Below are 23,758 nucleotides of genomic sequence, written 5' to 3'. Positions count from 1 at the left end.
GAAATCCCCAAAAATGCACACTTTTTCCGGTATACCCTTCAAAACCCTTGCACTAATTTCTGTGTTTATCAGCCTCTAACCTTTGATATATCAAGGTTTTAGGTTTATTCAGCAAACCCTAAGTAGGGGTTGCTGAGAAAGTCTTTCCGTGAGGGCATAGGAGTCAGGAGTCAGGAGTCAGGAGTCAGGAGGAGATTTGAAAATTTCTTTGCCATCTCTTGAAATCCCCAAAAATGCACACTTTTTCCGGTATACCCTTCAAAACCCTTGCACTAATTTCTGTGTTTATCAGCCTCTAACCTTTGATATATCAAGGTTTTAGGTTTATTCAGCAAACCCTATTTACTAAGTAATCCCTAAATATTCACACCTATTAATTGAAATGCCTGTTTAATATTTGCCGCTATTTGCAAACTTTGGGACGTTGCAGACAAGGTATATAATTTGATAGCTTGACTATAAGCAGATAACATTTCTCTGCTATTTTCTATTTCCCCATCTTGATTTTTAATATTCATTAATACCCAACCTAAATTATGATATGCTTCTGCATAATTGCCATTACATTTAATGGCTTTTTCTAGATATAACTTAGCCTGATTCCATACTCCTATTTGGGCGTATAAAGTACCAAGACGAAAGTAAGGAAAAGCTAGGGGTGGGAATGTTTGTAAATAATTTTCATATATTTGAATGGCATCTTGATAATTCTTTAAATTCTCTTGAGTAATAGCATAATTAAGGAATACCCAACTAGGAATAGATGTTTGATGAGATGTTTTATGAGATGTTTGATGGGCAGCTTTTTCAAAACTGATCAGTGCATCTTGCCATAAGTATTGATTCCCTTGTTTCCAACCTTTTAAACCCCAAGCTATACTACTATTAGGTACTTGGTGAATAAATTCTGCAATTCTTCTATCTACATCATTAGCTTGTTTAGTGACAACGGCTTTTTCTAAAGCAATAATTAAATAAGGATATAAACTATTTTGTAAGTTAGTTTGTAATTGCTTTTCATGATGATTTAGCTGATTTTGTACTTGATTATTTACTTGATTATTTACTTGATTATTTAATTTAAATATTGCTTGAGTAGCTTTACGGATCGCTAACTTCCATTGTTGTTGCTGTACATATATCCATGATTGCAAACTTAAAGCAAAAGTACAATCTGGTTGGATTTTTAATACTGTATCTATGGTTTTTTCGGCTGCTGCTAAATTACCAGATTTAGCTAATGCCCACGCATAATTAGCTTGTATCCAAGTTTCATTAGGAGATAAATTAACAGCTATTTGTAAATTTTTTACCGCTTCTTGCCAATTGTTTCGACGGCAATTAATCAATCCTAAAACTCCGTATCCTCTGCCATCATTTGCTTGTAATTTAATGGCATTTTGAGCATCTATTTCTGCTTCTTGTTCATCAATATATATTTGTAATAATGCTAGTTCTACGGCTGCTTCCCCGTTTTCTGGTTCAACTGACAAATATTTTTGATATGCTTGGGCTGCATCATTTAATTTACCTTGTTTTACTAATTGTTTAGCCCGTTGATGTTGGGGAGAAATAAATTTACCTTGGAGTGCCGCTATTAATTCATTAGCAGTTTGAAATCTATCTTCTATTCTAAATTGCATTCCTGTTAATATGACTTTTTCCATTAAAAGACTTAAATCAGGGCGGAGTTGTCGCGGTGCAATTAATGGATCTACTAATGTTACTAATGTATTTAAGGCACTGTTTTGTAAAAATGCACTAGCCCTTTCTGTGGCTTCTGTGGGTAATTTTCCCGTTAGTAATTCATACATTGATGCACATAAAGCATAAATATCAGTACCAGGGAATCGTTTACCTTTTTGAATATATTGTTCATAGGGTGCATATCCCGGTGTTAAAATTCTAGTCATATCTCCAGTTTGACCGGCTATAAATTCTCTGGCTGCACCAAAATCAATTAATACCGCTTGATCTGGATCTACAATGATAATATTTTCGGGTTTGATATCTCGATGTAATAAATTATGACTGTGAATTACTTTTAAAGCTTCAGCAATTTGCAGAAAATAATTTTTAACTCGATTTTCTGCTAATATTCCTTCTGTTGCTAATATCTGATCTAAGGATTTACCAACCAGTAATTCCATGATCATGTATGCAGTGTTATTTTCTAAGAAATACTCATAAATTTTAGCGATATTTGGATGTACACATTGTTGTAAATAGTTGGCTTCTATTTGGAATCTTTGCAGTTGTTCTTGACGCTGTACGGGAGTAATTGACATTGGCCACAAAACTGTATTACCTTGTCTGGCTGCATTTTCTGGCCATAGTTCTTTGATGGCAACTTTTGCGGAATTTTGTAAATATGTTGCTGCGTAAGTAATACCAAATCCACCTTGTCCTAAGACATTTTCTATTCTATATCTACCATTGCCAATTAATGTTCCTGGGGATAAATGCAGATTTGATGTAGGGGAATGGGGGGTTAAAGGTGTACCGCAAGCAATACAAATAGTAGCATGATCTACATTATCAGTGAGACAGGTGGGGCATTGCATAGATGTTAATGAGTAATGGGTGATTGGTGATTGGTGATTGGTGATTGGTGATTAACTAAAGATAACTAACTAAACATCGTACTGCTAACAGGGTAGCATTATCAGATGCACCTCGTTCTAATACTTGGTTAATAGTAGCATTTACGGCTGTTTGTAAATTTGATTGATTGGTGAAATTTTCCGCTAGTTCAGTTTGAGAAACTAAGTCCCAAACACCATCAGAACATAGTAAAATGATATCTTGATCTGCTAATTTCATTGTTAATTCTGAGGTTGTTTGTCTTAAATCTTGAACGTAATCATGGCTTAATCTCTTTTTTCCGCCGATGGATTTGGTGAGAACGTTTCTATCTGGATGTGTGGTAATTTCGGCTTCTGTAATTTGTCCACTAGCTAATAATATGGCAACGAGGGAATGATCTTGACTCAGTTGTTTTATTTCTCCTTGACGTAGTAAATAAATGCGACTATCGCCCACATGACTGATCATCAATTGTTGGGATATGGCAAAAATTACGCTGAGGGTTGTTCCTCCTTCTTTAACTTGGTTGGATACTGTTTCATTTGCTTGTGTAAATAAGGAGGTTAACCATTCTTGATATTGTTCTTTGGTTTGATTTGTTGGAGGTATGGGTGTTTCTAATATGGTTTTAATTGCTAATTTACTGGCTAATTCTCCTTGGGACATTCCTCCCATACCATCAGCGATCGCAGCTAAAATTATAGTTTCTTGACCACTGTTTTTTTGTTGTTTAATACCATAGTTATCTTCATTCTTCAGGCGGTTTATTGATAATCCTACAGTAGACAAACTGGCTACTTCCCAAGTAATATCTGGTATGCTAATTTTTTGACGGGTATTAACTAATATTGTTAATAATTGTTCTAATGTAAATCTTTCTTCGGGGATGGGAGATAAGCAAATCTTCAGGATTTGATACAGGTGAGGAATGGGTTTGATTTGTATTTCTATAGTGGGATCGTTAGGTAGATTTTGGTTGTGAATTATATGATATAATAATCCTGCTACTGTGTAACTACTCATTGTTTCTTGAATAGGATATTTACAGTATGCTAATTCAGGGGCGCAATAGTTTCCCATTAAGCCAATATTGAGATTTTCACCGACAGGATAGGCGCTAGTTAAATCAAAGAATTGGATGGGTGTTCCTATTTGCATAAATTGGGGTATTATATTAATAATACACCATTTTCTTTGATGTAAATAGCGGAATAATTGACAGATTTGGCTGGTAATTAATAATGATTTTTCTAGGGTATGTTCGGTTTGTAGCCAAGTTTCTAAGGTTTGATTTTCGTGGGGAAGGTAGGTTAATAGTAGGAGTTTTTGATTAGATGTGTTGGTGATGATTTCAGTTTCTGGATAATATTCATCTGCTAAATATTCCTCTTCTAAAGTTTCATCTGCTAAATATTCATCTGCTAAAGTTTCTGTTTTGAAAATTTCTGATTGTGTATCTATTTCTGTGTTATCAGCAATTGGTAAATGAGAAACTTGAATATTTATATGATCTTCTATGGTGTGCGCTAGGAGTGGAGAAATTAATTTATAATCTCCTAATTGGTTTCTTAATTCTAATTCTCGGTTGAGGGCGCTGTCAGTTCCACCTATTCTGAGTAACCCTGGTTTTTCAGCAGCTATGATGTTAACTTGAAAGTAATCAATCTCAGGTGTGATTTGTCCTAAGTAAGAGATGATTTCTATTTGCAGGTTTTGGATTTGACAACAGATGTTTTCTTGAATTATTAATGGCGATGGATTTGTAATTTCACTCATTTTTTTTCACGCGCCAGACGCAGAGTTACAAAGAGAATAAGAATAAATACCCGATTTTTAGGTTATTAAATTTTGCGGGTATTTAGGTGGTATTTTTAGGGGGTATTTTTAGGTGGTATTTAGTTTTAAGCTGTTACACAGCTAAATTGTATAATCCTAATATTCTGAACTCTTGTTTAACAGGCAAGATGCCTGTTCCACTTATACAAATTAAATGCACAACAGCTTAACTTGAAAAAGGAAGTTTGATTTTTCATATTTTTCATAAGGTTTGAAATAGAAATCTAACTTTACCAAATGCTATTTCATCACCAGAGTTTAAGGGGGTGGGTATGGTAATTCTGGAACTAAAGCGCGTTTGTCCTTGGGATTTGATAAATATACCATTGGTAGAACCTAAATCTTTGACTTTCCATGTTCCTAGTTCATGATAAATTTCGCCATGATTACGAGATACTGTTTCTCCTCCAAAAAATGTTTCTAAATCTATATCTACTGGTCCAACGTCAGGATCAAATATACCTACTATGGCGTTATTCTCTATGAGAAATTCTGGAATGGGGGCGTTAATTTGTTTGCATATTATTTTAGCATTGGTGGATGTATTTGTAGTAGATGTATTAGTAATTATGGGATAGTTAGGTTGTGGTATGGGTGGTTGAATGACTGTAGGTGCTACGCTTGGTTCTATGATTGGTGAGGGTGTGATTGGTGAGGGTGTGATTGGTGAGGGTGTGATTGGTGAGGGTGTGATTGGTGGGGGTGTAATTGGTGGGGGTGTAATTGGTGGGGGTATGATGATAGTTTGCAGTTCTGAACCGCAAGCGTTACAAAATTCTGAGTTGTCTGGGTTTTGATCATAGCCACAAGCTGTACAAGTAATCATGGTTTTTTCTCCTGAATTTCAATTATTAATTGTTTTCGTGCAAGGTTTTACAGCCACCCCTAACTCTGAATTAGGAATTATCAATTATCAATTATCAATTATCAATTACTATGTTCCTGTGAGTTTTCGCATTTCTTCTTCTGATGGCATTTCATTAATATCGTCACCCATTTTCACGGTTTTACCTTTTGCACCCATTTTGACTGTTTTCCGAGTTCCTGGTGAGATTTTTCGGGTTTTACGCAGTTCTGCTTGGGCGTTATTTAAGGATTCTGTCATGTCTGTGTTGCCGATTTTAACTGTCATCCGTCGGGCTGTTTCTAATATCTGTTCGGCTTTTTCTGGGTCTTTTTCTGCTATTCTAGTAGCTTGATCAACTAAGTTAGATATGTTGCATTGTTGTACATAATCCATGACTTCTTTATTAACTTGGGCTACATTTTGTTCTCCGGGAATAAATTGAATAATTAGGTTTTGTGGTGGTAGTTCACCACGGATTTTTTGCCCAGGAATGTCATACGTTAATCCTAGTTGGGCAATACGTACACGAGAGGCGGGGCGGTTATTAATGGTAAATTCTAAAATAAATATGGTTTCGTCATTAGCGATCGCATTTCCTAATGGATAAGGATCTTGATTGAGAGGAAATTCTGCTTGGGTAGGATAAGCACGAACTACGCGGGTTAGTTCTACTCCTTTGACTGTTTTTACTGTTAAGGCTAAATTGGTGATAACTTCTTGTTGGGCTTGGCTATATTCAGCGATGATTTTATGAGGTAAATCTAAAATTGATGTTTCTGTACCTTTGGCAATTCCTGGTACTATATATAGTAATGTTCCTCCTGTAAAATCGCTAAGATGAGTCAGTAAATCTTCGTTAAATTCTTCCCCTACTCCTAAGGCTGTAATTGGTATATTATTAGTGGCTAAATTATTAGCAATTGACCGACATTGATCTTCATCAAATGTTTGTCCATCGGTAAATAATAGGATACGTTTGACTGTCATTTGTTGTTCACTTAACAAATCAAATGCACTCCGTAATCCTAAACCCATGCGTGTACCACCGGAAAATTCTCTCAGGTTGTTAATGGCGGTTTCTAGTTTTTGGACTTCTGTAGCACTGGTTAACCCAATAATTTGGGAAGCATTATCATCAAATTGGACTATGGCAATGCGATCGCTTGTTGTTAATTTTCCTGAATTTACTAATGCTAACAAGGATTCAATCACTATATCTATTTTTGATTTTCCCCCTGTGACTTGTTCATATTGTTTCCCATCTTGTTGATAAGTAATACCTGTAGGTTTGACATCTCCTGCTACTACTTCATACATTGATCCACTGGTGTCAATCACAAAGGTAAATGTGGTAGGTGGGCGACTTGTAGCTACATCTTTAATGGGACGTAATTTCAACATCACAAATAATTTTTGTGCTGTGCTGTCTGCTGGCATAAATTCCCGATGGGGAGTAATATTAACGTTAATAGCGTTCTGCATTTTTATGTCCTAATTGAATGATTATTGAATGATTATTGAATGATTATTGAATGATTATTGAATGATTGTTGAATGATTAAATAAACATGATTACACAAAATTCAAAGGTGGTAACATCCCAAATTGTGGTTCTATATCTGATATATCTGGGTTAATAATTTTCGGGGTTTCTTGATTGCCGGTTTCTTGTAATTTGTCAATGTTCTCCTCTATCAATAATCTTAAATTGAGAGTTAGGGAACTAAATCTATAACCCTCTCTAATATCTTCTATCCAGGTTTGAATAATGTTATTAAGTTGGTGATCCTTGATTGCTGATAAGCTGAGATTTTGTAATGTTGTCCGAATATTTTCCTTGAGGGTGGGAGTAAAAACCTGTTCTGGTGTATCTTCTTGCATGGGGTTTAAATCTAGGGTGTATTCATACCTTTCGTTGGAGTTTTGGATTTTGAGGTAAAATGTATATTTAACCATTATTAGTTAACTATTGATTAGCGGTTTTATCCTTGACTTCTATGGTAATTTGTCCTAGTTTCCGAGTATCTCCAATCTTTAAATCTTGAGTTGTTTTCTTCATTTTTTTCATCATCGCATATTCTTGATTAAATTCCATAATAATATTTTCTCCTTCTTTGAAGATTTTAGCAGTAATTGGTGTAAATCCATCAGTAGCATTTACAGGAATTTCTACATTTAAAGATGTACCAATTAAAATTGGTTTTGTCCCTAATAAATATGTTGTTTTTTCGGTGGGTGTCCAATGTACCAATAAATATGGTGCTGATGCTAATTGTTTTTGTTCTATCCACGCTATCATTAAACCAATGAAAAATCCCAGGATAGATGCACCGGATAACCGCCCCAAAATATCACCAAAAATACTAGCAGTAATTAAAAAACCACTAGCACCAATTCCCCCGCCAATTGTTCCTCCTATTAAGGCATTTTTGAGGTTTAAATTAGGAACGAAAAATTTTGTACCTCCTCCTACTAACGCTCCTAAAATTACCCAGCCGGCAATTCTACCAACTTCTAGTAATGCTATATTAGATAGAGGTGAAAATACTAAAAATAATAATTGTCCTGTTGTACCTGCTATTGTTCCTGCTATTAAACTACCACTGACGGCAATAATTCCTTTTTTTGTTGTTAATAAAGGTAAACGCATATAGCGGTTTTGTCCCATAATTAAAGCTAGGGATATTCCCATTGCTAAAAATGCTGTCCAACCACTCATACGTAATAATAAATCACCAATACTATAGTTTTCTCTAGAATTAGACTCAACTAATTGTTGATAAATTACAGCTTCTGCGTTGCGAAATGCTTGATCAAATTGACCGGAATTAGCATAAAATACTAAAGAGCGATCGCCTGTAATTTGAGTTAAATAATTAATATCCGCGTCTCCAGTAGCGACTGCAATTAATTTTATTCCTGCGTTTCTAGTTGCTAAGGCTGAATTATAGGCAAAATTGGGATCATCTGGTATACCATCGGTAAATAAAATGATATTATTATTGATGTTCTGATTTAATGTAGTTGTTTGTAATTCTCCTAAAGCTGTATCCATACCTTGAGCCATTGGTGTAGAACCATCTTCTGATAAACTACTAATGGCATTATTTAAAGTGTTAATGTCGTTTGTCAGAGGAGTAACAGTTTTAACGTCTATACCAAAATTGACGACTGCTATTTGATCCGTCTGTAAATTACGACGTTCTATAAATTTACTAGCTGCGGTTTTGACTTCTGTTAATTTGCCATCACTCATACTTGAGGATGTGTCAATTAACAAAACTATTGCTTGGGGTTCGTTTTGGGTAGGTGTATCAGATTTAGTTAAGGCTAAAAATGGTTCTCCTAATAAAATTGCTGCTGTCAAACATCCACCAGCGCCGTATATTGCAAATAGTAGAGGTTTGTTGTTTTTTAAGCGATTAAGTAGGTTCAACATATTAGTTTTATATTAATGTGCATCAATTTATTTTTTAGCCAAAAACACAAATGTGATATTTTTTATTCATCCTTGAATTAAAATAATCTTCAACCTTATCTTCATATTTTCTCATTCTTATATATTTTCCAAATTCCATTTTCTTTAGCAAAAAAATAGATATAATCATTTTCATATACACCAGAATTTGTTTGATCAATTCCTTTCTCCCCATGTAGATATAATTCTTGTAACACTCTAACTTTAATATATGGTAGTCTTCCAGAATTGGAAAAACCCATAATGCTGGTAACTTCTGATCTATTATAAGTATAATAACGATTATATTTTTGCAACCAATCTATTGAACCATCTACACCTCCTACTCGTGCATAAAGTCTTCCTGTTGCCAGTTCTCCTAATAAGTCTCTATCAAAAGGTGGCGCAAATATCTGGGGTTTTGCTGCATACCATCTTTGGACTAATTCTAATGCTTGTTCTTGAGAAATATCATTTTCTGGTTGAAGATTATTAGGTTCTAAATTAGATTCATAATTCTTATCTGTATTATCTGTAGAGTTTTCAGAAGTATTTGTATATTCAGGTGTAGGAGTAGATTCAGATGTAGGAGTATATTCAGGTGTAGGAGTAGATACCGCAGTTTCTAAATTTCCTAAACTTATTTTTAAATCAAAAGTTTTTACCCCTTGGGGTGCAGCTACTTGAATAATATATTTACCATTTTTAGGCAATTCTCCACCGTCGATAATTTCATTATTTGGAGTAAACACCCAAAGACAAATATCCGCATCAGTGCTGTAATTTAATTTTTGTCCTGTGGTTGCTGTAAAAGTATATCCAATATGTTTATTAACACTAACTTGACCAGATTTCGTAATTGTATTTTCATCTAATGCAACTGCTTCTACATCTTTTCCAGTTAGGGAAACTGTAGGTTTATCACCACAACCAGAGGAGGTAACAACATTATTCTGAAAAATAGAGTTAAGTGGATTTACGTTTGTTTGACAACCAAGGATAGATAGACAGGTACAACACACAATTAACTTTTTGATCATATCATGTAGTTTCCCTAAAATTATTTTTTCAGATAAGTCTCAGATAAATCTCAGATAAATCTCGGATAAATCTCGGATAAATATTAACTTGGATCATCATGGTTCAGACTTGTCATTAATTAGCCAGGTATTATTATTTTCGCTCCATATTAAATAAATACGATTGCGAGTATCTTGAAACTCTCTACCATCGTTCATATAATACCATAACTCAGCATCTATACTAGCAGTATTGTTACTAATGTTTACAATCTCAATGTTACCAATTTTGATTTCTTTAACACTATTCCACCATTTTTGATATTCGGAATAACTACTAGAATAATTTTTAAACTGATCTGATAAATTACTCCATGTTTGACTATACTCGCGGTTGTTTAAAGATAAATAATAATTTCTAATAAAAACAGCAGGATCTTGTCGATTTGAATTTTTTGTCTGTTTTGTTTTTAAGGTGGTTGGTTGGGTTGATGAGATTGGAGTTTCTGCATCTTTTTGTAATTGTAATCCTAAATCAAAAGTAGTTGCACCTTCCATAGCACCAATTTGGATAATATATTTACCATCAACAGGTAAAACAGGATTATTCATTAATTTATTATCTGGTGTATAAACCCAAATACAAATATTTTGATTTGTTTGATAAACTAACTTATTACCAGTTTTACCCATAAAAGTGTAACCAACTGATTTATTAATGCTGACTTGACCAGATTTTGTAATTGTACTTTCATTTAGTACCATAGCTTCTACATCTTTTGCATTCAAAGAAACTTTAGGTTTTTCACTACAACCAGAGGAATTAGTAAAATCAGGTAAAAAAGAATCATTCTGACAAGCTATGAGTGATGTGATAAAGGTTACAATGGTAGAGTAAATAAATAAGTTTTTTAGGTATATTTTCATATTTTTATGAATTAATTAGCTTAATTTTAGTAACGTACCAATTCTCATTTTCTTGATTCCAAACAAGATAAAATTTTAATATCACAGGAATTGATTTACCATTTTTCATTTCATAGCGACTTCTAAAATTGACAATAGCAGAATCATTATTCTCCGATGCAATACTAACATTATTAACATTGACATAATTAACTTTTGTCCACCATTCAATAAAAGAATCATAACCATTAGGGTGTAATTCTTTGTCTTCTTTAACTTCTGTGGGGTAAATATCCCAAGCTGAATCATACTGTTGATTATTAATCATAGTATAATAGTTTTCTATAGCTTTTGCTGGTGATATTCTATTTGGTATTGTTGATACTGATATTGATTTTTCAGAAATATTTTCTTTTGGTGAGATATTATTAGTTGTTTTTTGTGTCTGAGTTTTTTTGATCTTAGTTGTTGTTACAGGTTTAGGAGAAGATGGTTTTTCTATCTCAGTCGTTGTTATAGGTGTAGGAGAAGATGATAAATTAACAGCTTGGGTATTATCTTCTAGTTGCAATGCTAAATCAAAAGTAGTTGCACCTTCCATAGCAGCAATTTGGATAATATATTTACCATCAACAGGTAAAACAGGATTATTCATTAATTTATTATCTGGTGTATAAACCCAAATACAAATATTCTGATTTGTTTGATAAACTAACTTATTACCTGTTTTCCCTATAAAGGTGTAACCAAGTGATTTATTATTTGTCACCATCCCTGACTCTGTGATGGTTTGAGAATTGAGAGAAACAAGTTTAACATCGTTGGTTTTTAAAACTGTGGTTGGTTGGGTAGAACATCCAGAACTATTCTGAGAATTATTCTGAGAATTATTCTGAGAACTATTCTGAAAAATACCCATTTCATTAAGTGGTTGAATTGGTAAACAACCAGTCAGGAAATAAAAACTCAAAACACTTACATAAAATCTAAGAATTTTCATCAAGTTCATTCCTTTGTATTCCTTAAATGCACTCTTTCAATTCATTCTTTAAATTCATTATTTCAATTCATCTATTACCTTCTGCTTTGAGATATTTTCCCCAATAGTGAAAAGGAACTATCCCCCCTACAATAACGATAAATAACACCGTTATAACCATCATTAAACGAACTTCCCAAGGAAGCGATCGCCCAAACACAGGCATAATATATTCTACCTGTTTTGAATCCACAGATTTACCTTTTTCAGTTACCCTCACTTTAATATTATGTTTAGATCCTCGTTCTGCATTGGGTTGGGTATAGGTAATTTCATATTCTCCCAATAAAGCATTTAAAAATAATTGTAAGTTCTCTCCTATTGTTTCTGCATCACCAGAGAACTCCGCAATACCTCCCGTTAAATTGGCAATTTCCGCTAATCTTTTTTGGTCTACAAATTCCGCTTCAGGAACTTTTTTATCACCACGGGTAGCCGGTCTACCTAATTTATATTTTATACCTAATTCCTGTGGTGTCAATCCATAACCTAAAGTATGTACTGTAATGTTTTCATGACCTTTAAGTAACTTTTTTAAAGCCTCAAAATCAGCGTATTCATTCAGTGCATTATGATAACCATCAGACAAGAGAATTATTGATAGTCTTGGTTGTGGTTGGAAAGAATTTTCTGGTAATTTAAAACGCTTGTCTTCTGTATTACCTAAAAACTTCACAGCTTTGGTTAAAGGTTCATATAAATCTGTAGATGCACAGGGAGTTAAACCAGATAAATAATCTAGAAGATTTCCTAGTTTAACATCATCGGCTGATAGAAATTTATCTAAAGTTTCTTTATTCACAGGATATTCAGGACAATTATTGCCAGACTTACCAAAAGGAACTATAGAAATTTGTGTATTTCCTCCCCTCTCTCCAGAAATTTTAGTAAATTGCCGAATCGCCTTAATTGCACCAGTGACTTTTTTGATTCCCCTACTATCTACCTGATTCATACTACCACTAAAATCAAGTAAAACTATAATCCAAGCAGGAGGAGGTACACTTTCTTCTGGACTTTTCCAATCTTTAGGTTTAAATTGGACTGTCCGATTATCAACTGTTAATTTAAAATTAGTATCTTGTAAACCCATAACAGGTTTATCATTTTTATCTTTGACCTTAATTCTAACTGTTACTTTATCATTTTTAATTGTAGGACTACCCACAATTTCAGGTTCTTTAACTGCTGCTAAAGTAGGATTAAATGAAGCACCAAGTACCAACAAAAATACAGCTAAAGACTTACCAATCAAACAATTTTTAATCAACTCTTGTGGAACAGGCATCTTGCCTGTAATGCTGGTAATGCCTATAATTGATATGATTTGTTTACTGATAATTTTTGATTTTCGATGGGCGGGCAGGACTTGTATTGAGCTTGTCGAAGTATGTCCACCAGACAATATTTGATCATCTGGAAATTCTGTTGTAAATTCTGTTTTTACCATGTCTTTAAGCCTGGGGATCTAAAAAGCGGTTATAGTAGACAAAACGATAATATTTCTCTTCATTAATACCATCGACACTTGTTGTATAAAAAGTTAAAACATAATTATGTTTTAAAGGAATACTGCGTCGAGACTTCAACCTAGTTCCATTTACTTCTATCGCATAAAAAAACTGATGATCTGGAATGAGAGTAGCTGTCCTTTTCTCTAGTTTAATATCAGCAACATGGAGCGGTAGACCAGGAATAGAAATATGTGTATTTTCAACAGTGCAGCCTATTCTGATTGTACCATTACCAGGTAACTGAATTGATAAACCTTCTTCAATTTCATCATCATTAATATTGTCATTTTCTGTGATAAATGATAGGTAAGACTTATCAATCGCAGGATAAGATTGATTGATATTTGGTATTGGTGGATTTTGAGCATCCTTTTTAGACCCTACAGACTCTACAGACTCTACAGACTCTACAAATTCTCTAACATCATCCTCAGACTCTACAGACTCTACAGACTCTACAGATTCTTTAACATCATCCTCAGACTCTACAGACTCTACAGATTCTTTAACATCATGATTAAATTCTATATATTGTCGAGGAAAATTTTTAAATTCCACATATTCAAAACCTCTACCCGCCCGCAAAGCTGCAATATAACTAGGGGAGTTGGTGAGACTAAAAGCAGCACCTAATAAAAGACCTAAAATGCTAAAACCAATGGGATCTTCTATACCTTTAAATTCCGCCGGCATTGTCCCCCAACTTAATCGCATTATTTCAAACAAAACTGCTGCGGTAAAACTCGCACCAATACCAGCAAGAACGCTAGTTTTTAATCTTTGTTGAAAGCGTTTTTTACTTCCCGCTTCTATACTATACCACCGCCAACTTAAACCTTCCGCAATACCTACAGAACTACCAATTAATAACCATCCTAATGTTCTGACTATAGGTGTAGGTACACGAATAATTGGCAAAAAGAGAATTTGGGAAATAATACCAGCGATTAAACCAGAAAGTGTACCTAATCCCAAGGCGATTAATAGGGGTTGTTTGGCAGTTTGCAAACTGCGTTTTGGTCTGGTAGGGTTGCTGATAAATATTTCATTTATCACCATACCAAATGCTAAGGAAATTGCTATACAAGGAAATAAGACAATTTCGGGAAATTGTGATAATAACCCTAAATCTGTGAGGAAAAATTGACCTATATTCCAGCCTAGTAAGGCTGATGTAATCCCGGCTATGATGTAAAGGTAGATTCTCATAAATTTTGTAGCCCCGCTTAATTATTGTTTGAACCTGCGGCAATCAAGTAAATTACCACTAGTATAAAAAATACCCCGAAGTTTTGCAATGCAAAACCAAAATTTTCCTTGATTCCAATATCAGCACCTTCATTATTAAAGAGATTTTCCCAATATTCAGCAGTAACTTGCTCATTTTCTACAGCTTTAACAATTTCCTCCACTGCTTCCGGTTTGACTTGGGAACTGTGGATTAATTTCCGAATCGCTAATTTTAGTGATGTTTGTGTTTGTGAGTTCATGAAAGTTGTGAATATTGTGAATAGCGATTTTACAAAGGTGAGAAACCGGAAAATCCAGTCCTTTACAAGGGGAGGGTTAGGGTGGGGTAAAAGGGTAACACAAGCGATCGCGCTCATTATTTGTAATCCTTGAAATACCCTCCTTAGCCCCCCTTTGTAAAGGATTTAGCACTGCTAAACCCTGACCATAAATTAATTAAAATTTTGCTTCAATATCTTCTCTCAATTTTTTATAAAGCTGAGAGTCTTTTGCATCAATAGCTTGGTTATTAGAATCCTCTTTCTTAGGACAGAAAATCCACAAGAAACATTTAGGTTTTTCACCATTATTAACTGCGATTTTTTGATATGGTATTTGTTTATCAATTTGATAAATATAAATTGCTCTCACCCATTGCTGTTGAGTCGCTAAGTCTGTTGGTTCTTTACCAGGGGATAAAGCCGCGTATTGAAGTTTATTTTCTTTTGATATTGATTTGTTTAAGATTTTCTCTAGCTCGTTTGAAACTTGTTTTTTTTGTTTTTGTTCTTTTTGTTCTTTTATCTGGTTTTTATCTACTGATGTTTGTGTTGATGTTGTTGTTGTTTGTGTTGCTGTTTGTGTTTGTGGGTTAATTTTTTCCTCAACAACATCATTTACAATCGCTGGAATTAATGTCTTGATTTCATTAAAAGGATAAATGCCACTACCTGTCAATTCGTCATTATTTCGCAATATAACCTGACAGTCTTTGTTCTCTTGAGGATCGTTAAAAGTCTTACTACACAAAGATTTTTCAATATCAGTTGCACTAGTATAAGATTGCCAAGTTTTTGTACCGATAAACCAACCACTAACTAAGATTACTAGGGAAAGAGGAACAACCAATCCAAGTTTCATATCATACTCCACAATAAAAATAATAAAATCAAAGGCATGATCAATTAAATTCTTTTTTCGTACAAGACTTAAACCAAAAACAACAGATGAAGATCGGCGACGGTATGGTGAATCAGTTACTAGATCAAATAAATCTTTTTTGACTTCTCCCTCTTGGATTTGATAAAAATATGCAGCTAAATCATATTCTTTGAAATTTTCAAATAATTCAGCTAAAGGTTGATATCCTTCGATTATATAGAGTCTTTGTTGAATACCTTTCCAATTGTGTATTAACGTTTCCCAAATTTTCTTTTCACATTTCAAATTATTTTGCCATGAATCATTTTGAGTTTTAATTTGATTTTTAAGAACAGAATTTGGGTATAAGTTATTAGAATTAGAACAATGATCATGAATTAATTGTAAATCATATTTAATATCATTAAAAAATTCCTTTTGAGCATAAACCCAAGCACTACCTTCCATCGCTAACAACCAACTAAGACTATCTACTGATATTTTCTCATCTAATAACTTGGGTAATAGATATTTAATTCCTGCTGATAGTTGTTCTTTCGGGAATGATTTCCGAATAGCTTTTTGCAACTCTAAAGACATCATTTGATTTTCATCAAGTTTTTTACCAGGTTGAATCTTCAACCATGCCAAAAACTGCGGTAAAGTCTCTGGTAAAACCATCGCCCTTATTGTCATCAATCTTACCATTTGCGGACTATAAATTTTTTGCTTGATCGCTTTATCCGCACCTTGACCATTAAATAAATTCTCCCAATATTCATCAGTAACTTGCTCATTTTCTACAGCTTTAACAATTTCCTCCACTGCTTCCGGTTTGACTTGGGAACTATTCATTAAACTGCGAATCCCGGCCTTTAACGCTGCTTCATCAAAATTAACTGCTGAAACAATCTGACTAGCATTAGCAATGGCTCGTGTTAGTCCGTCATAGGCTTTTTGTGATGCCGGTTGAATTATTTGGAAACGTTCTGGTTTTACCAGTGCTTCTACATTAAACGCCCAGGATACAGGTAAACCATTGTTATATGAATTAGATTTTCTAATAGCTAAACTGTTAAGAGTATATAAATCAATTTGCCGTTCTACTGGTAAAACTATCGGTTTTTGTTGTGCAAATGGTAAAGATTCATCTTCTTTTGTAGGATGAGGTGTAGGAATTTCTCCTGTAACTGTTGTAACTGTAAATAAATGAGGACTATCTTTAACATCTAAAGGGTTAAATCTTGGTTTTTGATTTTGTTCCCACCAAGCCAATATATACCGTAAATAACTATTATCTCCCTTATCTCCCTTACATAAAAAATAACGATAAAAAGCCGCACTGCGTCCCACTTCATCCTCTCCTCGTGTAACAACAGCGATTACACACCAAGGATCATCACCGCTTCCTACTACCCGCCCAATAATTGCCGGTTTTTCACTAGATGCACCTTCAGTTAAAGCAAATTCTTGATTAGCGATCGCCCTTTCTACAACTTGAGGAATAGGGTTAATAGTAGCGTTCATATATTGTCCCGTAAAACCAAGGGACACCCAACCATTATCGCGTTTTTGAATGTGAATACCTGTACTAAATTCGTGGATTTCAATGTTTGGTGAACTCATATTGTTTATCATGTTTTTTATTTTTACCTACAAGGAGAGAGGCTTTGAAATTTTGGTTTTAGTAGGGGCGAAGCATTCGGCTGATAACCTATCGCTAAAACCAGTTCATATTCTGTCCAAATGCTTCCCCCTTACGATAAAATTTTGGTTTTAGTAGGGGCGAAGCATTCGGCTGATAACCTATCGCTAAAACCATTGATATTCTGTCTGAATGCTTCGCCCTTACAATAAAATTTTGGTTTTAGTAGGGGCGAAGCATTCGGCTGATAACCTATCGCTAAAACCATTGATATTCTGTCTGAATGCTTCGCCCTTACGATAAAATTTTGGTTTTAGTAGGGGCAAAGCATTCGGCTGATAACCTATCGTTGAAACCAGTTCATATTCCGTCCAAATGCTTCGCCCTTACGATTAATGAATCGGTGTTCTAGGAGAGGGTGAGGGTAAGATCAAAAATGGCTAACTTCTTTCATACATGATCTAACTCTGGATGACGTGAACCTTTAGCCAGCCAATAAATGGGCGCAACTAAACCAAAAGGCCGCCACAGTCTAGGATTTTTAATTACTGCTCTCACTCCTCCTCTACTCCTATTTAATAAGTTAACATTTGGTTCGGGATATTTATTACCCAACATCCCAAAAGCAGAAGCTGTAAAAAATTCTATCTCTCCTCCTCCCATTTGTTGCCAAGCTTGTAATTTGCGGCAAACTTGGGGAAACCGCGCTGATGCTAAAAATCCTGGTTTATCTCGATTTACCCATAAATCAGATTGTTCACATTTATTCAATACTAAGGCAATTCGGCGCTTACTGCCATTGATATCATTCCGATCCAGTGCTAACAGCAATTTGTCTAAACCATTGGCATATTCTAAGTCTTTACGGCGACTGCTACCATCAACTAAAAACATAATACCATTAGCTTGTAAACAATCTTCTAAATATTCCTCTAACTGGGGATTTTGACTTTGATGTAATAAGTCACTAAAAAATTCCCCTGTATAGTCTTTAGAACTGATATTCAGGTTAAACAATGGAGAACCTATTTTTTTTTCTTTTAGACTTATTTGCAAAGTGCAATTTGTAACCTCTGAAATATTCTCTAACTTATTTGGTTCTAGTTGTAACCCTTGTTCTAAGATATTCTGAGCTTTGCTGATCAGTTCTTCTCCACCTTCATCTACAGCAGTTACAGCTTGCACTGGACTGTTAGGATCAGCATTTGGCCACCGTGCTAAAGAAGCCATATATGTGGTTTTTCCAGAAGCGCGATCGCCTATCACTCGTAACACTACACTACTTTGTAATGGGGTCTGATTTTTACTTTTAAATAAATTAAGCATCTTCTTTCATCTTCTTACCTGTACTCAACCAATAAAGAGGGGAAATCATTCCATAGGGAGACCATTGTTCAGGTTCTCTTAAAACAGAATATCTGTTCTGTTTTCCTAATTCTTCTTTGCGATTTGGTCGTGGATCTGTACGGTGTAAAACCCCAAAGGTAGAAATAGCATAAAACTGTAGATTTTTACTAGGAATATTGTCTTTTAAAAATGTCAGGGTGTCTGGAAAATGAATGGCAAATAAATCATTTTCTGGATCTAACCTACCAGGCCACAGTTCCCCTCTTTCACATTTACTCATGGCTACAGCTAACCGTAAATCCTGCAATCTTTCTTGTTTATCCATTAAGTCTATGAACCTTTTGAAAACTCGTTTATAAAATTTATCTGTTCCTTGTTTCCACTCAGTTAACAAAATTAAACACCCTTGAGTATCTTTACTTAAACACTCATTCATAAATTCTTCATGGACTGGATCAGCAGATACAGATTCTAATTCTTTAAAAACTTCTCCTGGATAGTCACGGACAGCTAAATTAATTTTTTCTGGTTTTTGCCATTTTTTCTGGATTTCAATCAAAAATGAGTAAACTTTTAAATCATCAATGGTTGTAACCTTGGTCCGAGTAGGCTCTAAAGATGCACCTTCTACAATAATATTTTCTGCATTATCTGCTAATTCTTTGGTTTCGTCATTTAATGCTTGAACTTTAAAATTTTTCTTTCTCCAAGCTGCTTTACTTGGTTGATAAGCCAAAGCTGCTAAATAAGTAGTTTTTCCTGAAGCCTGTGGTCCAATTACGTGAATATTGCCCATATCACACCCTTGTAATGATTTTTCAAATCTTTGTTATCGTTGAATAATATCCATAATATCTACATGATTTACACCTATTTAGCCAAAAAACTACCTAAATAAATCCAAGGTAATTCTAGGAGACTCCGATGGTAAATAGATGTAATGAAACACCGCACAGAACCGCCATCAATACCTTGATTTAATTTTTCTATCTGGGAATAAATCGGACGAAAATATCTTTGTAAAACATAACTATGTCGTTGTTGCCAGTTGAGGGAACTACCGTGGGGTTTATAAGCTAGTTTTCCTCCTTCTGTGGATAAATTACAAAATAAATCAGCTTTGTTCATACAAATAGCCAAATGTCTGACTTTTGGACATTGTTGATGGAAAAATGTTACCCATCTCTCAAAACGATTACACCATTGTTTCTGTGTGGGGAACTGTTCTACATCCACACCACTTTGAAAAGTCATCCCCCGATGGGGTGGAATAATGAGTAATAGTCCTTCACTATTGCGAATAGGATCTAAAAATTGAATCCACCGATCAGTATTATCTTTTTGCCAACTTTTTCGCCATACCTCCCCCCCTGTATCAACCCAATTTACTAAAACCTGCTTGTTCCCAGATGGTAGCCGCACATTCATATCTAAATAATATTGATATGGTGCTACTGCATCCGTGGGCTTGCCTTGGTAATTTTCATCCAGCAATAACAATCTCAGATTGTCATAATCGAGATTACTAACTTTGACATATTCACCATCGGGGTTGGCTAACTCTAGTGCTAGGTGAGTCTTGCCTGTTGCGCGATCGCCTATGTATACTACTCCCACACAGATTACTTTGATGACACTATATATATTTGAATCTAATTATACGATAATAGTTGTGACACAGTTTTGAAATGAAGTATATTTTTTTTATTTTTTTTATTTTTTTTTGTGTAGCAGTTTGTTAAAAAAGTATAAAACAGAACTAATAATCTACGAGAAACTAACATCTCTACACTTGTTACATAAGTCATTACATAACTACGTAAAAGGTTTTTTAAGGTTTTTTAAAGCATCTCACCTTGTAAGGGAGAGGTTTTAATAGGAGTTAATTTATACCTAAAAAATTTTTTTTAACAATTTCTAAAGATTTGTAAACTAAGTAATTTAAAGTGATAAGCTGTTGTTCATTTAATTTGTATAAGTGGAACAGGCATCTTGCCTGTTAAACAAGAGTTCAGAATATTAGGATCATACAATTTAGCTGTGTAACAGCTTATAGCATGATTTTAATTACATTACTTCACGGAATAGCACTTTTAAAACATCGTTTAACTATAAAATCTAACTATAAAATCTAACTATAAAATTTAACTATAAAATCTAACTATAAAATCTAACTATAAAATCTAACTATAAAATCTAACTATAAGATTTAACTATAAAATTTATTTTACACGACTACTTATTTGATACATAAATAATCACCAATGATTAATAAGCCAATCATTAATAAATCAATAACTAAGAAACTAATAACCAATGACCACTTTTTGAGAGAATAAATATCTACAAAACCTACAAAACCTACAAAACCTACAAAACCTACAAAAATCGCCATCATAGCGATCATGGTACAGAAGGAATCAATAAAAATGGCAGAAAATTTAAGAAGTAAAGTAGTTACCCAAGGGGTGCAGCGATCGCCTAACCGGGCTATGTTACGGGCGGTTGGTTTCCAAGATGAAGATTTTAACAAAGCCATTGTCGGTATTGCCAATGGTTACAGCACCATCACCCCCTGTAATATGGGGATTAACAAACTCGCCCAAAGAGCAGAAATTGGTGTAAAAGAAGCGGGAGCAATGCCCCAGATTTTCGGTACTATTACCATCAGTGATGGTATTTCAATGGGAACAGAAGGAATGAAATATTCCCTAGTTTCCCGGGAAGTCATCGCCGATTCTATCGAAACCGCTTGTAGTGGGCAAAGTATGGATGGTGTGCTGGCCATTGGTGGTTGTGATAAAAATATGCCCGGTGCTATGTTAGCAATGGCACGCATGAACATCCCCGCCATATTTGTATATGGTGGCACAATCAAACCCGGAAAATATGACGGTAAAGACTTAACCGTTGTCAGTTCTTTTGAAGCAGTAGGTCAACACAGCGCCGGTAAAATTGATGAAAATGAACTATTCGCAGTAGAACGTAACGCTTGTCCCGGTGCTGGTTCTTGCGGAGGAATGTTCACAGCTAACACCATGTCCTCAGCCTTTGAAGCAATGGGCATGAGTATACCCTATTCCTCCACAATGGCCGCAGAAGATGAAGAAAAAGCCGAAAGTACCGCCAAATCAGCAGCCGTTTTAGTAGAAGCTATCCGTAAACAAATCTTACCCCGGCAAATTATCACCCGTAAATCTATAGAAAATGCCATTTCTGTGATTATGGCCGTGGGTGGTTCTACCAATGCAGTTTTACATTTTCTGGCGATCGCCCGTGCTGCTGGTGTAGAACTCACTTTAGACGACTTTGAAACCATTCGCGGTCGTGTTCCCGTCATCTGTGACTTAAAACCCAGTGGTAGATATGTAGCCACAGACTTACACAAAGCCGGTGGTATTCCCCAAGTCATGAAAATGCTCTTAGTTCATGGCCTGTTACATGGTGACTGTATCACCATCTCAGGACAAACTGTAGCCGAAGTTTTAGCAGATATTCCTGACGAACCATCACCCGCTCAAGATGTGATCCGTCCTTGGAATAACCCCATGTACGCCCAAGGACACCTAGCTATTCTCAAAGGCAACCTGGCTACTGAAGGTGCAGTTGCTAAAATTACCGGAGTGAAAAAACCAGCCATTACCGGACCTGCGAGAGTATTTGAATCAGAAGAATCTTGTTTAGATGCCATTTTGGCAGGGAAAATCAAAGCTGGGGATGTGGTAATTGTCCGTTATGAAGGACCCAAAGGCGGTCCAGGAATGCGGGAAATGCTCGCTCCCACCTCTGCTATTATTGGTGCAGGTTTAGGTGACTCCGTGGGTTTAATCACCGATGGGCGTTTTTCCGGTGGTACTTACGGGATGGTAGTTGGTCACGTTGCCCCGGAAGCCGCAGTTGGTGGTAATATTGCCTTGGTAGAAGAAGGTGATAGCATTACCATTGACGCTAATGCGCGGTTATTACAGATCAATGTATCTGATGAAGAATTAGCCCGTCGTCGTGCCAACTGGCAACCCCGTCCACCCCGCTATACTAAAGGTGTGTTAGCTAAATATGCTAAACTCGTAGCCTCTAGTAGCGTTGGCGCAGTTACAGATTTAGATTTGTTCGATCATCATTAATTAGGGCTTGCTGAATAAACCTAAAACCTTGATATATCAAAGGTTAGAGGCTGATAAACACAGAAATTAGTGCAAGGGTTTTGAAGGGTATACCGGAAAAAGTGTGCATTTTTTGGGATTTCAAGAGATGGCAAAGAAATTTTCCAATCTCCTCCTGACACAAGAGGGCAACCACGGGGGGTTTGCCCCTACTGACTCCTGACTCCTATGCCCTCACGGAAAGACTTTCTCAGCAACCCCTAATTAGACCTCTCCGAAAAAGATGTAGGGACAATTCATGAATTGTCCCTACCATTGAAACAAGAATCCCCGTCCTTTTCAGGCGGGTAGCGTCAACAACTGATCAATAATCTTATCTTCCTGTCCAGATAGAAATTTAGCAAAGCGTTGTGCTAAAGGTGGAACAAAAACAAACGGACTGCTAAAACCAGAGAAAATATGAATATGTTCAAATTCGGGAATAGTACCAATTAAAGGTAATTTATCTTTGCTAAATGCAACTAAACAATGATGCCAAGTTCCTGGTAAATTTCCCAAAGCTGGTAATATGTGCGTGATACTTGTTCGCAACCATTTTTCACTTTCCTCTGAGTTAATTTGTTCATGGGGATCTGTAAGAATACGACTAATTTGACCTAAACGCAAACTACCATCAAGAAACTGGACTGCACCTGCATCTAAAATAGGTGGTACTATTTCACCAGGTTGATCCCATAATTGATCATTTTGAGTTGATGCAATTTCTAATTGAAGGCGTTGTAAAATCGCCGGTGTGACTAAGGTGCGTAACCGCAGATCCACTGATGGAGTTTCAATTATTTCTGCATGAGAAAAATAAATTTTCACAGAAATACCTACTGATTTTAATAATTTTCGGCTCATTCCACCAGTACAAATGGCTATATCAGCACTGTGGAAGGTGTCCGTGGTTGTTTTTACACCTCTAAAACTTTTGTCAGCGGCAAAAATATATGTAGGGTTTGCTGAATAAACCTAAAACCTTGATATATCAAAGGTTAGAGGCTGATAAACACAGAAATTAGTGCAAGGGTTTTGAAGGGTATACCG

The 23,758-nt window shown here is 35.3% G+C and carries 18 protein-coding genes and 1 pseudogene; 1 reads left to right on the top strand and 18 read right to left on the bottom strand.

All coding sequences use genetic code 11. From position 1 onward, the window contains the following. Nucleotides 1-356: 356 nt before the first annotated feature. The 17 genes from H6F47_RS19795 to H6F47_RS19715 all read right to left on the bottom strand — a co-directional run bounded on the left by H6F47_RS19795 (nt 357) and on the right by H6F47_RS19715 (nt 20,964). Nucleotides 357-2,564: a serine/threonine-protein kinase gene (locus tag H6F47_RS19795; RefSeq protein ID WP_190650644.1), complete on the bottom strand. Its 2,208-nt coding sequence runs from the start codon at nt 2,562-2,564 to the stop codon at nt 357-359. A gap of 55 nt (nt 2,565-2,619) precedes the next feature. Beyond that, the gene (locus H6F47_RS19790) at nt 2,620-4,362 is read right to left on the bottom strand and encodes a protein phosphatase 2C domain-containing protein (protein WP_190650642.1); all 1,743 of its coding nucleotides are present in this window, start codon (nt 4,360-4,362) and stop codon (nt 2,620-2,622) included. 262 nt (nt 4,363-4,624) lie between these two features. Continuing rightward, nucleotides 4,625-5,248, bottom strand: coding sequence for an FHA domain-containing protein (locus H6F47_RS19785; protein ID WP_190650641.1), 624 nt, complete (start codon nt 5,246-5,248; stop codon nt 4,625-4,627). 108 nt (nt 5,249-5,356) lie between these two features. Then, the gene (locus tag H6F47_RS19780) at nt 5,357-6,751 is read right to left on the bottom strand and encodes a VWA domain-containing protein (RefSeq protein ID WP_190347190.1); all 1,395 of its coding nucleotides are present in this window, start codon (nt 6,749-6,751) and stop codon (nt 5,357-5,359) included. 90 nt (nt 6,752-6,841) lie between these two features. Further along, nucleotides 6,842-7,225 (bottom strand): hypothetical protein, encoded by a 384-nt coding sequence (locus H6F47_RS19775; RefSeq protein WP_190650639.1) that lies wholly within the window; start codon nt 7,223-7,225, stop codon nt 6,842-6,844. A 10-nt stretch (nt 7,226-7,235) separates the two neighbouring features. Continuing rightward, complete coding sequence (locus H6F47_RS19770; protein WP_190650637.1) at nt 7,236-8,708, bottom strand: vWA domain-containing protein; 1,473 nt, start codon at nt 8,706-8,708, stop codon at nt 7,236-7,238. A gap of 101 nt (nt 8,709-8,809) precedes the next feature. Continuing rightward, on the bottom strand, nt 8,810-9,766 hold the full coding sequence (locus H6F47_RS19765) for an ARC6/PARC6 family protein (protein ID WP_199291224.1): 957 nt from the start codon (nt 9,764-9,766) through the stop codon (nt 8,810-8,812). A 96-nt stretch (nt 9,767-9,862) separates the two neighbouring features. Next, nucleotides 9,863-10,672 carry a hypothetical protein gene (locus H6F47_RS19760; protein ID WP_190650635.1) on the bottom strand — a complete coding sequence of 270 codons (810 nt, stop codon included), beginning with the start codon at nt 10,670-10,672 and terminating at the stop codon, nt 9,863-9,865. A 4-nt stretch (nt 10,673-10,676) separates the two neighbouring features. Further along, complete coding sequence (locus tag H6F47_RS19755; RefSeq protein ID WP_206755155.1) at nt 10,677-11,660, bottom strand: hypothetical protein; 984 nt, start codon at nt 11,658-11,660, stop codon at nt 10,677-10,679. A 58-nt stretch (nt 11,661-11,718) separates the two neighbouring features. Beyond that, entirely contained in the window at nt 11,719-13,140 is a 1,422-nt protein-coding gene (locus H6F47_RS19750) for a VWA domain-containing protein (protein WP_242027450.1), read from the bottom strand. 4 nt (nt 13,141-13,144) lie between these two features. Further along, nucleotides 13,145-14,413 carry a hypothetical protein gene (locus tag H6F47_RS28090; protein ID WP_242027449.1) on the bottom strand — a complete coding sequence of 423 codons (1,269 nt, stop codon included), beginning with the start codon at nt 14,411-14,413 and terminating at the stop codon, nt 13,145-13,147. Between the two features lie 17 nt (nt 14,414-14,430). Then, nucleotides 14,431-14,694 carry a hypothetical protein gene (locus H6F47_RS19740; protein ID WP_190650630.1) on the bottom strand — a complete coding sequence of 88 codons (264 nt, stop codon included), beginning with the start codon at nt 14,692-14,694 and terminating at the stop codon, nt 14,431-14,433. Between the two features lie 196 nt (nt 14,695-14,890). Continuing rightward, complete coding sequence (locus H6F47_RS19735; protein WP_190650628.1) at nt 14,891-17,200, bottom strand: hypothetical protein; 2,310 nt, start codon at nt 17,198-17,200, stop codon at nt 14,891-14,893. A gap of 469 nt (nt 17,201-17,669) precedes the next feature. Continuing rightward, complete coding sequence (locus H6F47_RS19730; RefSeq protein ID WP_190650626.1) at nt 17,670-18,545, bottom strand: hypothetical protein; 876 nt, start codon at nt 18,543-18,545, stop codon at nt 17,670-17,672. Beyond that, nucleotides 18,538-19,362 (bottom strand): hypothetical protein, encoded by an 825-nt coding sequence (locus tag H6F47_RS19725; protein ID WP_096565418.1) that lies wholly within the window; start codon nt 19,360-19,362, stop codon nt 18,538-18,540. Before H6F47_RS19725 ends, H6F47_RS19730 begins: the two co-directional genes overlap by 8 nt. 74 nt (nt 19,363-19,436) lie before the next feature. Then, nucleotides 19,437-20,183, bottom strand: a complete 747-nt coding sequence (locus tag H6F47_RS19720) for a hypothetical protein (protein WP_190650624.1) — start codon at nt 20,181-20,183, stop codon at nt 19,437-19,439. A gap of 622 nt (nt 20,184-20,805) precedes the next feature. Then, nucleotides 20,806-20,964, bottom strand: coding sequence for a hypothetical protein (locus H6F47_RS19715; protein WP_162501850.1), 159 nt, complete (start codon nt 20,962-20,964; stop codon nt 20,806-20,808). A gap of 31 nt (nt 20,965-20,995) precedes the next feature. Between H6F47_RS19715 and ilvD the strand changes: the two genes are divergently transcribed. After that, entirely contained in the window at nt 20,996-22,690 is a 1,695-nt protein-coding gene (ilvD, locus tag H6F47_RS19710; protein ID WP_190650622.1) for a dihydroxy-acid dehydratase, read from the top strand. Nucleotides 22,691-23,008: 318 nt separating this feature from the next. Here ilvD and H6F47_RS19705 read toward each other — a convergent pair. Further along, a pseudogene (locus H6F47_RS19705) lies at nt 23,009-23,632 on the bottom strand (FAD-dependent oxidoreductase); the annotation flags it as partial. Between the last annotated feature and the right edge of the window lie 126 nt (nt 23,633-23,758).

Origin of the sequence: Sphaerospermopsis sp. FACHB-1094 (assembly GCF_014696195.1) — a bacterium.
Classification (GTDB): Bacteria; Cyanobacteriota; Cyanobacteriia; order Cyanobacteriales; family Nostocaceae; genus Sphaerospermopsis; species Sphaerospermopsis kisseleviana.
Note: the sequence above shows the minus strand (reverse complement) of the source record. Positions and strands in the feature narration are given on the sequence as shown.

Bases quoted from the DNA above. Each gene is read 5' to 3' on its own strand.
- H6F47_RS19785 (WP_190650641.1), bottom strand. From the start codon at position 5,248: ATGATTACTTGTACAGCTTGTGGCTATGATCAAAACCCAGACAACTCA.
- H6F47_RS19755 (WP_206755155.1), bottom strand. From the start codon at position 11,660: ATGAACTTGATGAAAATTCTTAGATTTTATGTAAGTGTTTTGAGTTTT.
- H6F47_RS19740 (WP_190650630.1), bottom strand. From the start codon at position 14,694: ATGAACTCACAAACACAAACATCACTAAAATTAGCGATTCGGAAATTA.
- H6F47_RS19725 (WP_096565418.1), bottom strand. From the start codon at position 19,362: ATGGGCAATATTCACGTAATTGGACCACAGGCTTCAGGAAAAACTACT.
- H6F47_RS19795 (WP_190650644.1), bottom strand. From the start codon at position 2,564: ATGCAATGCCCCACCTGTCTCACTGATAATGTAGATCATGCTACTATT.
- H6F47_RS19735 (WP_190650628.1), bottom strand. From the start codon at position 17,200: ATGAGTTCACCAAACATTGAAATCCACGAATTTAGTACAGGTATTCAC.
- ilvD (WP_190650622.1), top strand. From the start codon at position 20,996: ATGGCAGAAAATTTAAGAAGTAAAGTAGTTACCCAAGGGGTGCAGCGA.
- H6F47_RS19750 (WP_242027450.1), bottom strand. From the start codon at position 13,140: ATGGTAAAAACAGAATTTACAACAGAATTTCCAGATGATCAAATATTG.
- H6F47_RS19790 (WP_190650642.1), bottom strand. From the start codon at position 4,362: ATGAGTGAAATTACAAATCCATCGCCATTAATAATTCAAGAAAACATC.
- H6F47_RS19780 (WP_190347190.1), bottom strand. From the start codon at position 6,751: ATGCAGAACGCTATTAACGTTAATATTACTCCCCATCGGGAATTTATG.
- H6F47_RS19715 (WP_162501850.1), bottom strand. From the start codon at position 20,964: ATGATGGCGATTTTTGTAGGTTTTGTAGGTTTTGTAGGTTTTGTAGGT.
- H6F47_RS19775 (WP_190650639.1), bottom strand. From the start codon at position 7,225: ATGGTTAAATATACATTTTACCTCAAAATCCAAAACTCCAACGAAAGG.
- H6F47_RS19760 (WP_190650635.1), bottom strand. From the start codon at position 10,672: ATGAAAATATACCTAAAAAACTTATTTATTTACTCTACCATTGTAACC.
- H6F47_RS19770 (WP_190650637.1), bottom strand. From the start codon at position 8,708: ATGTTGAACCTACTTAATCGCTTAAAAAACAACAAACCTCTACTATTT.
- H6F47_RS28090 (WP_242027449.1), bottom strand. From the start codon at position 14,413: ATGAGAATCTACCTTTACATCATAGCCGGGATTACATCAGCCTTACTA.
- H6F47_RS19765 (WP_199291224.1), bottom strand. From the start codon at position 9,766: ATGATCAAAAAGTTAATTGTGTGTTGTACCTGTCTATCTATCCTTGGT.
- H6F47_RS19730 (WP_190650626.1), bottom strand. From the start codon at position 18,545: ATGCTTAATTTATTTAAAAGTAAAAATCAGACCCCATTACAAAGTAGT.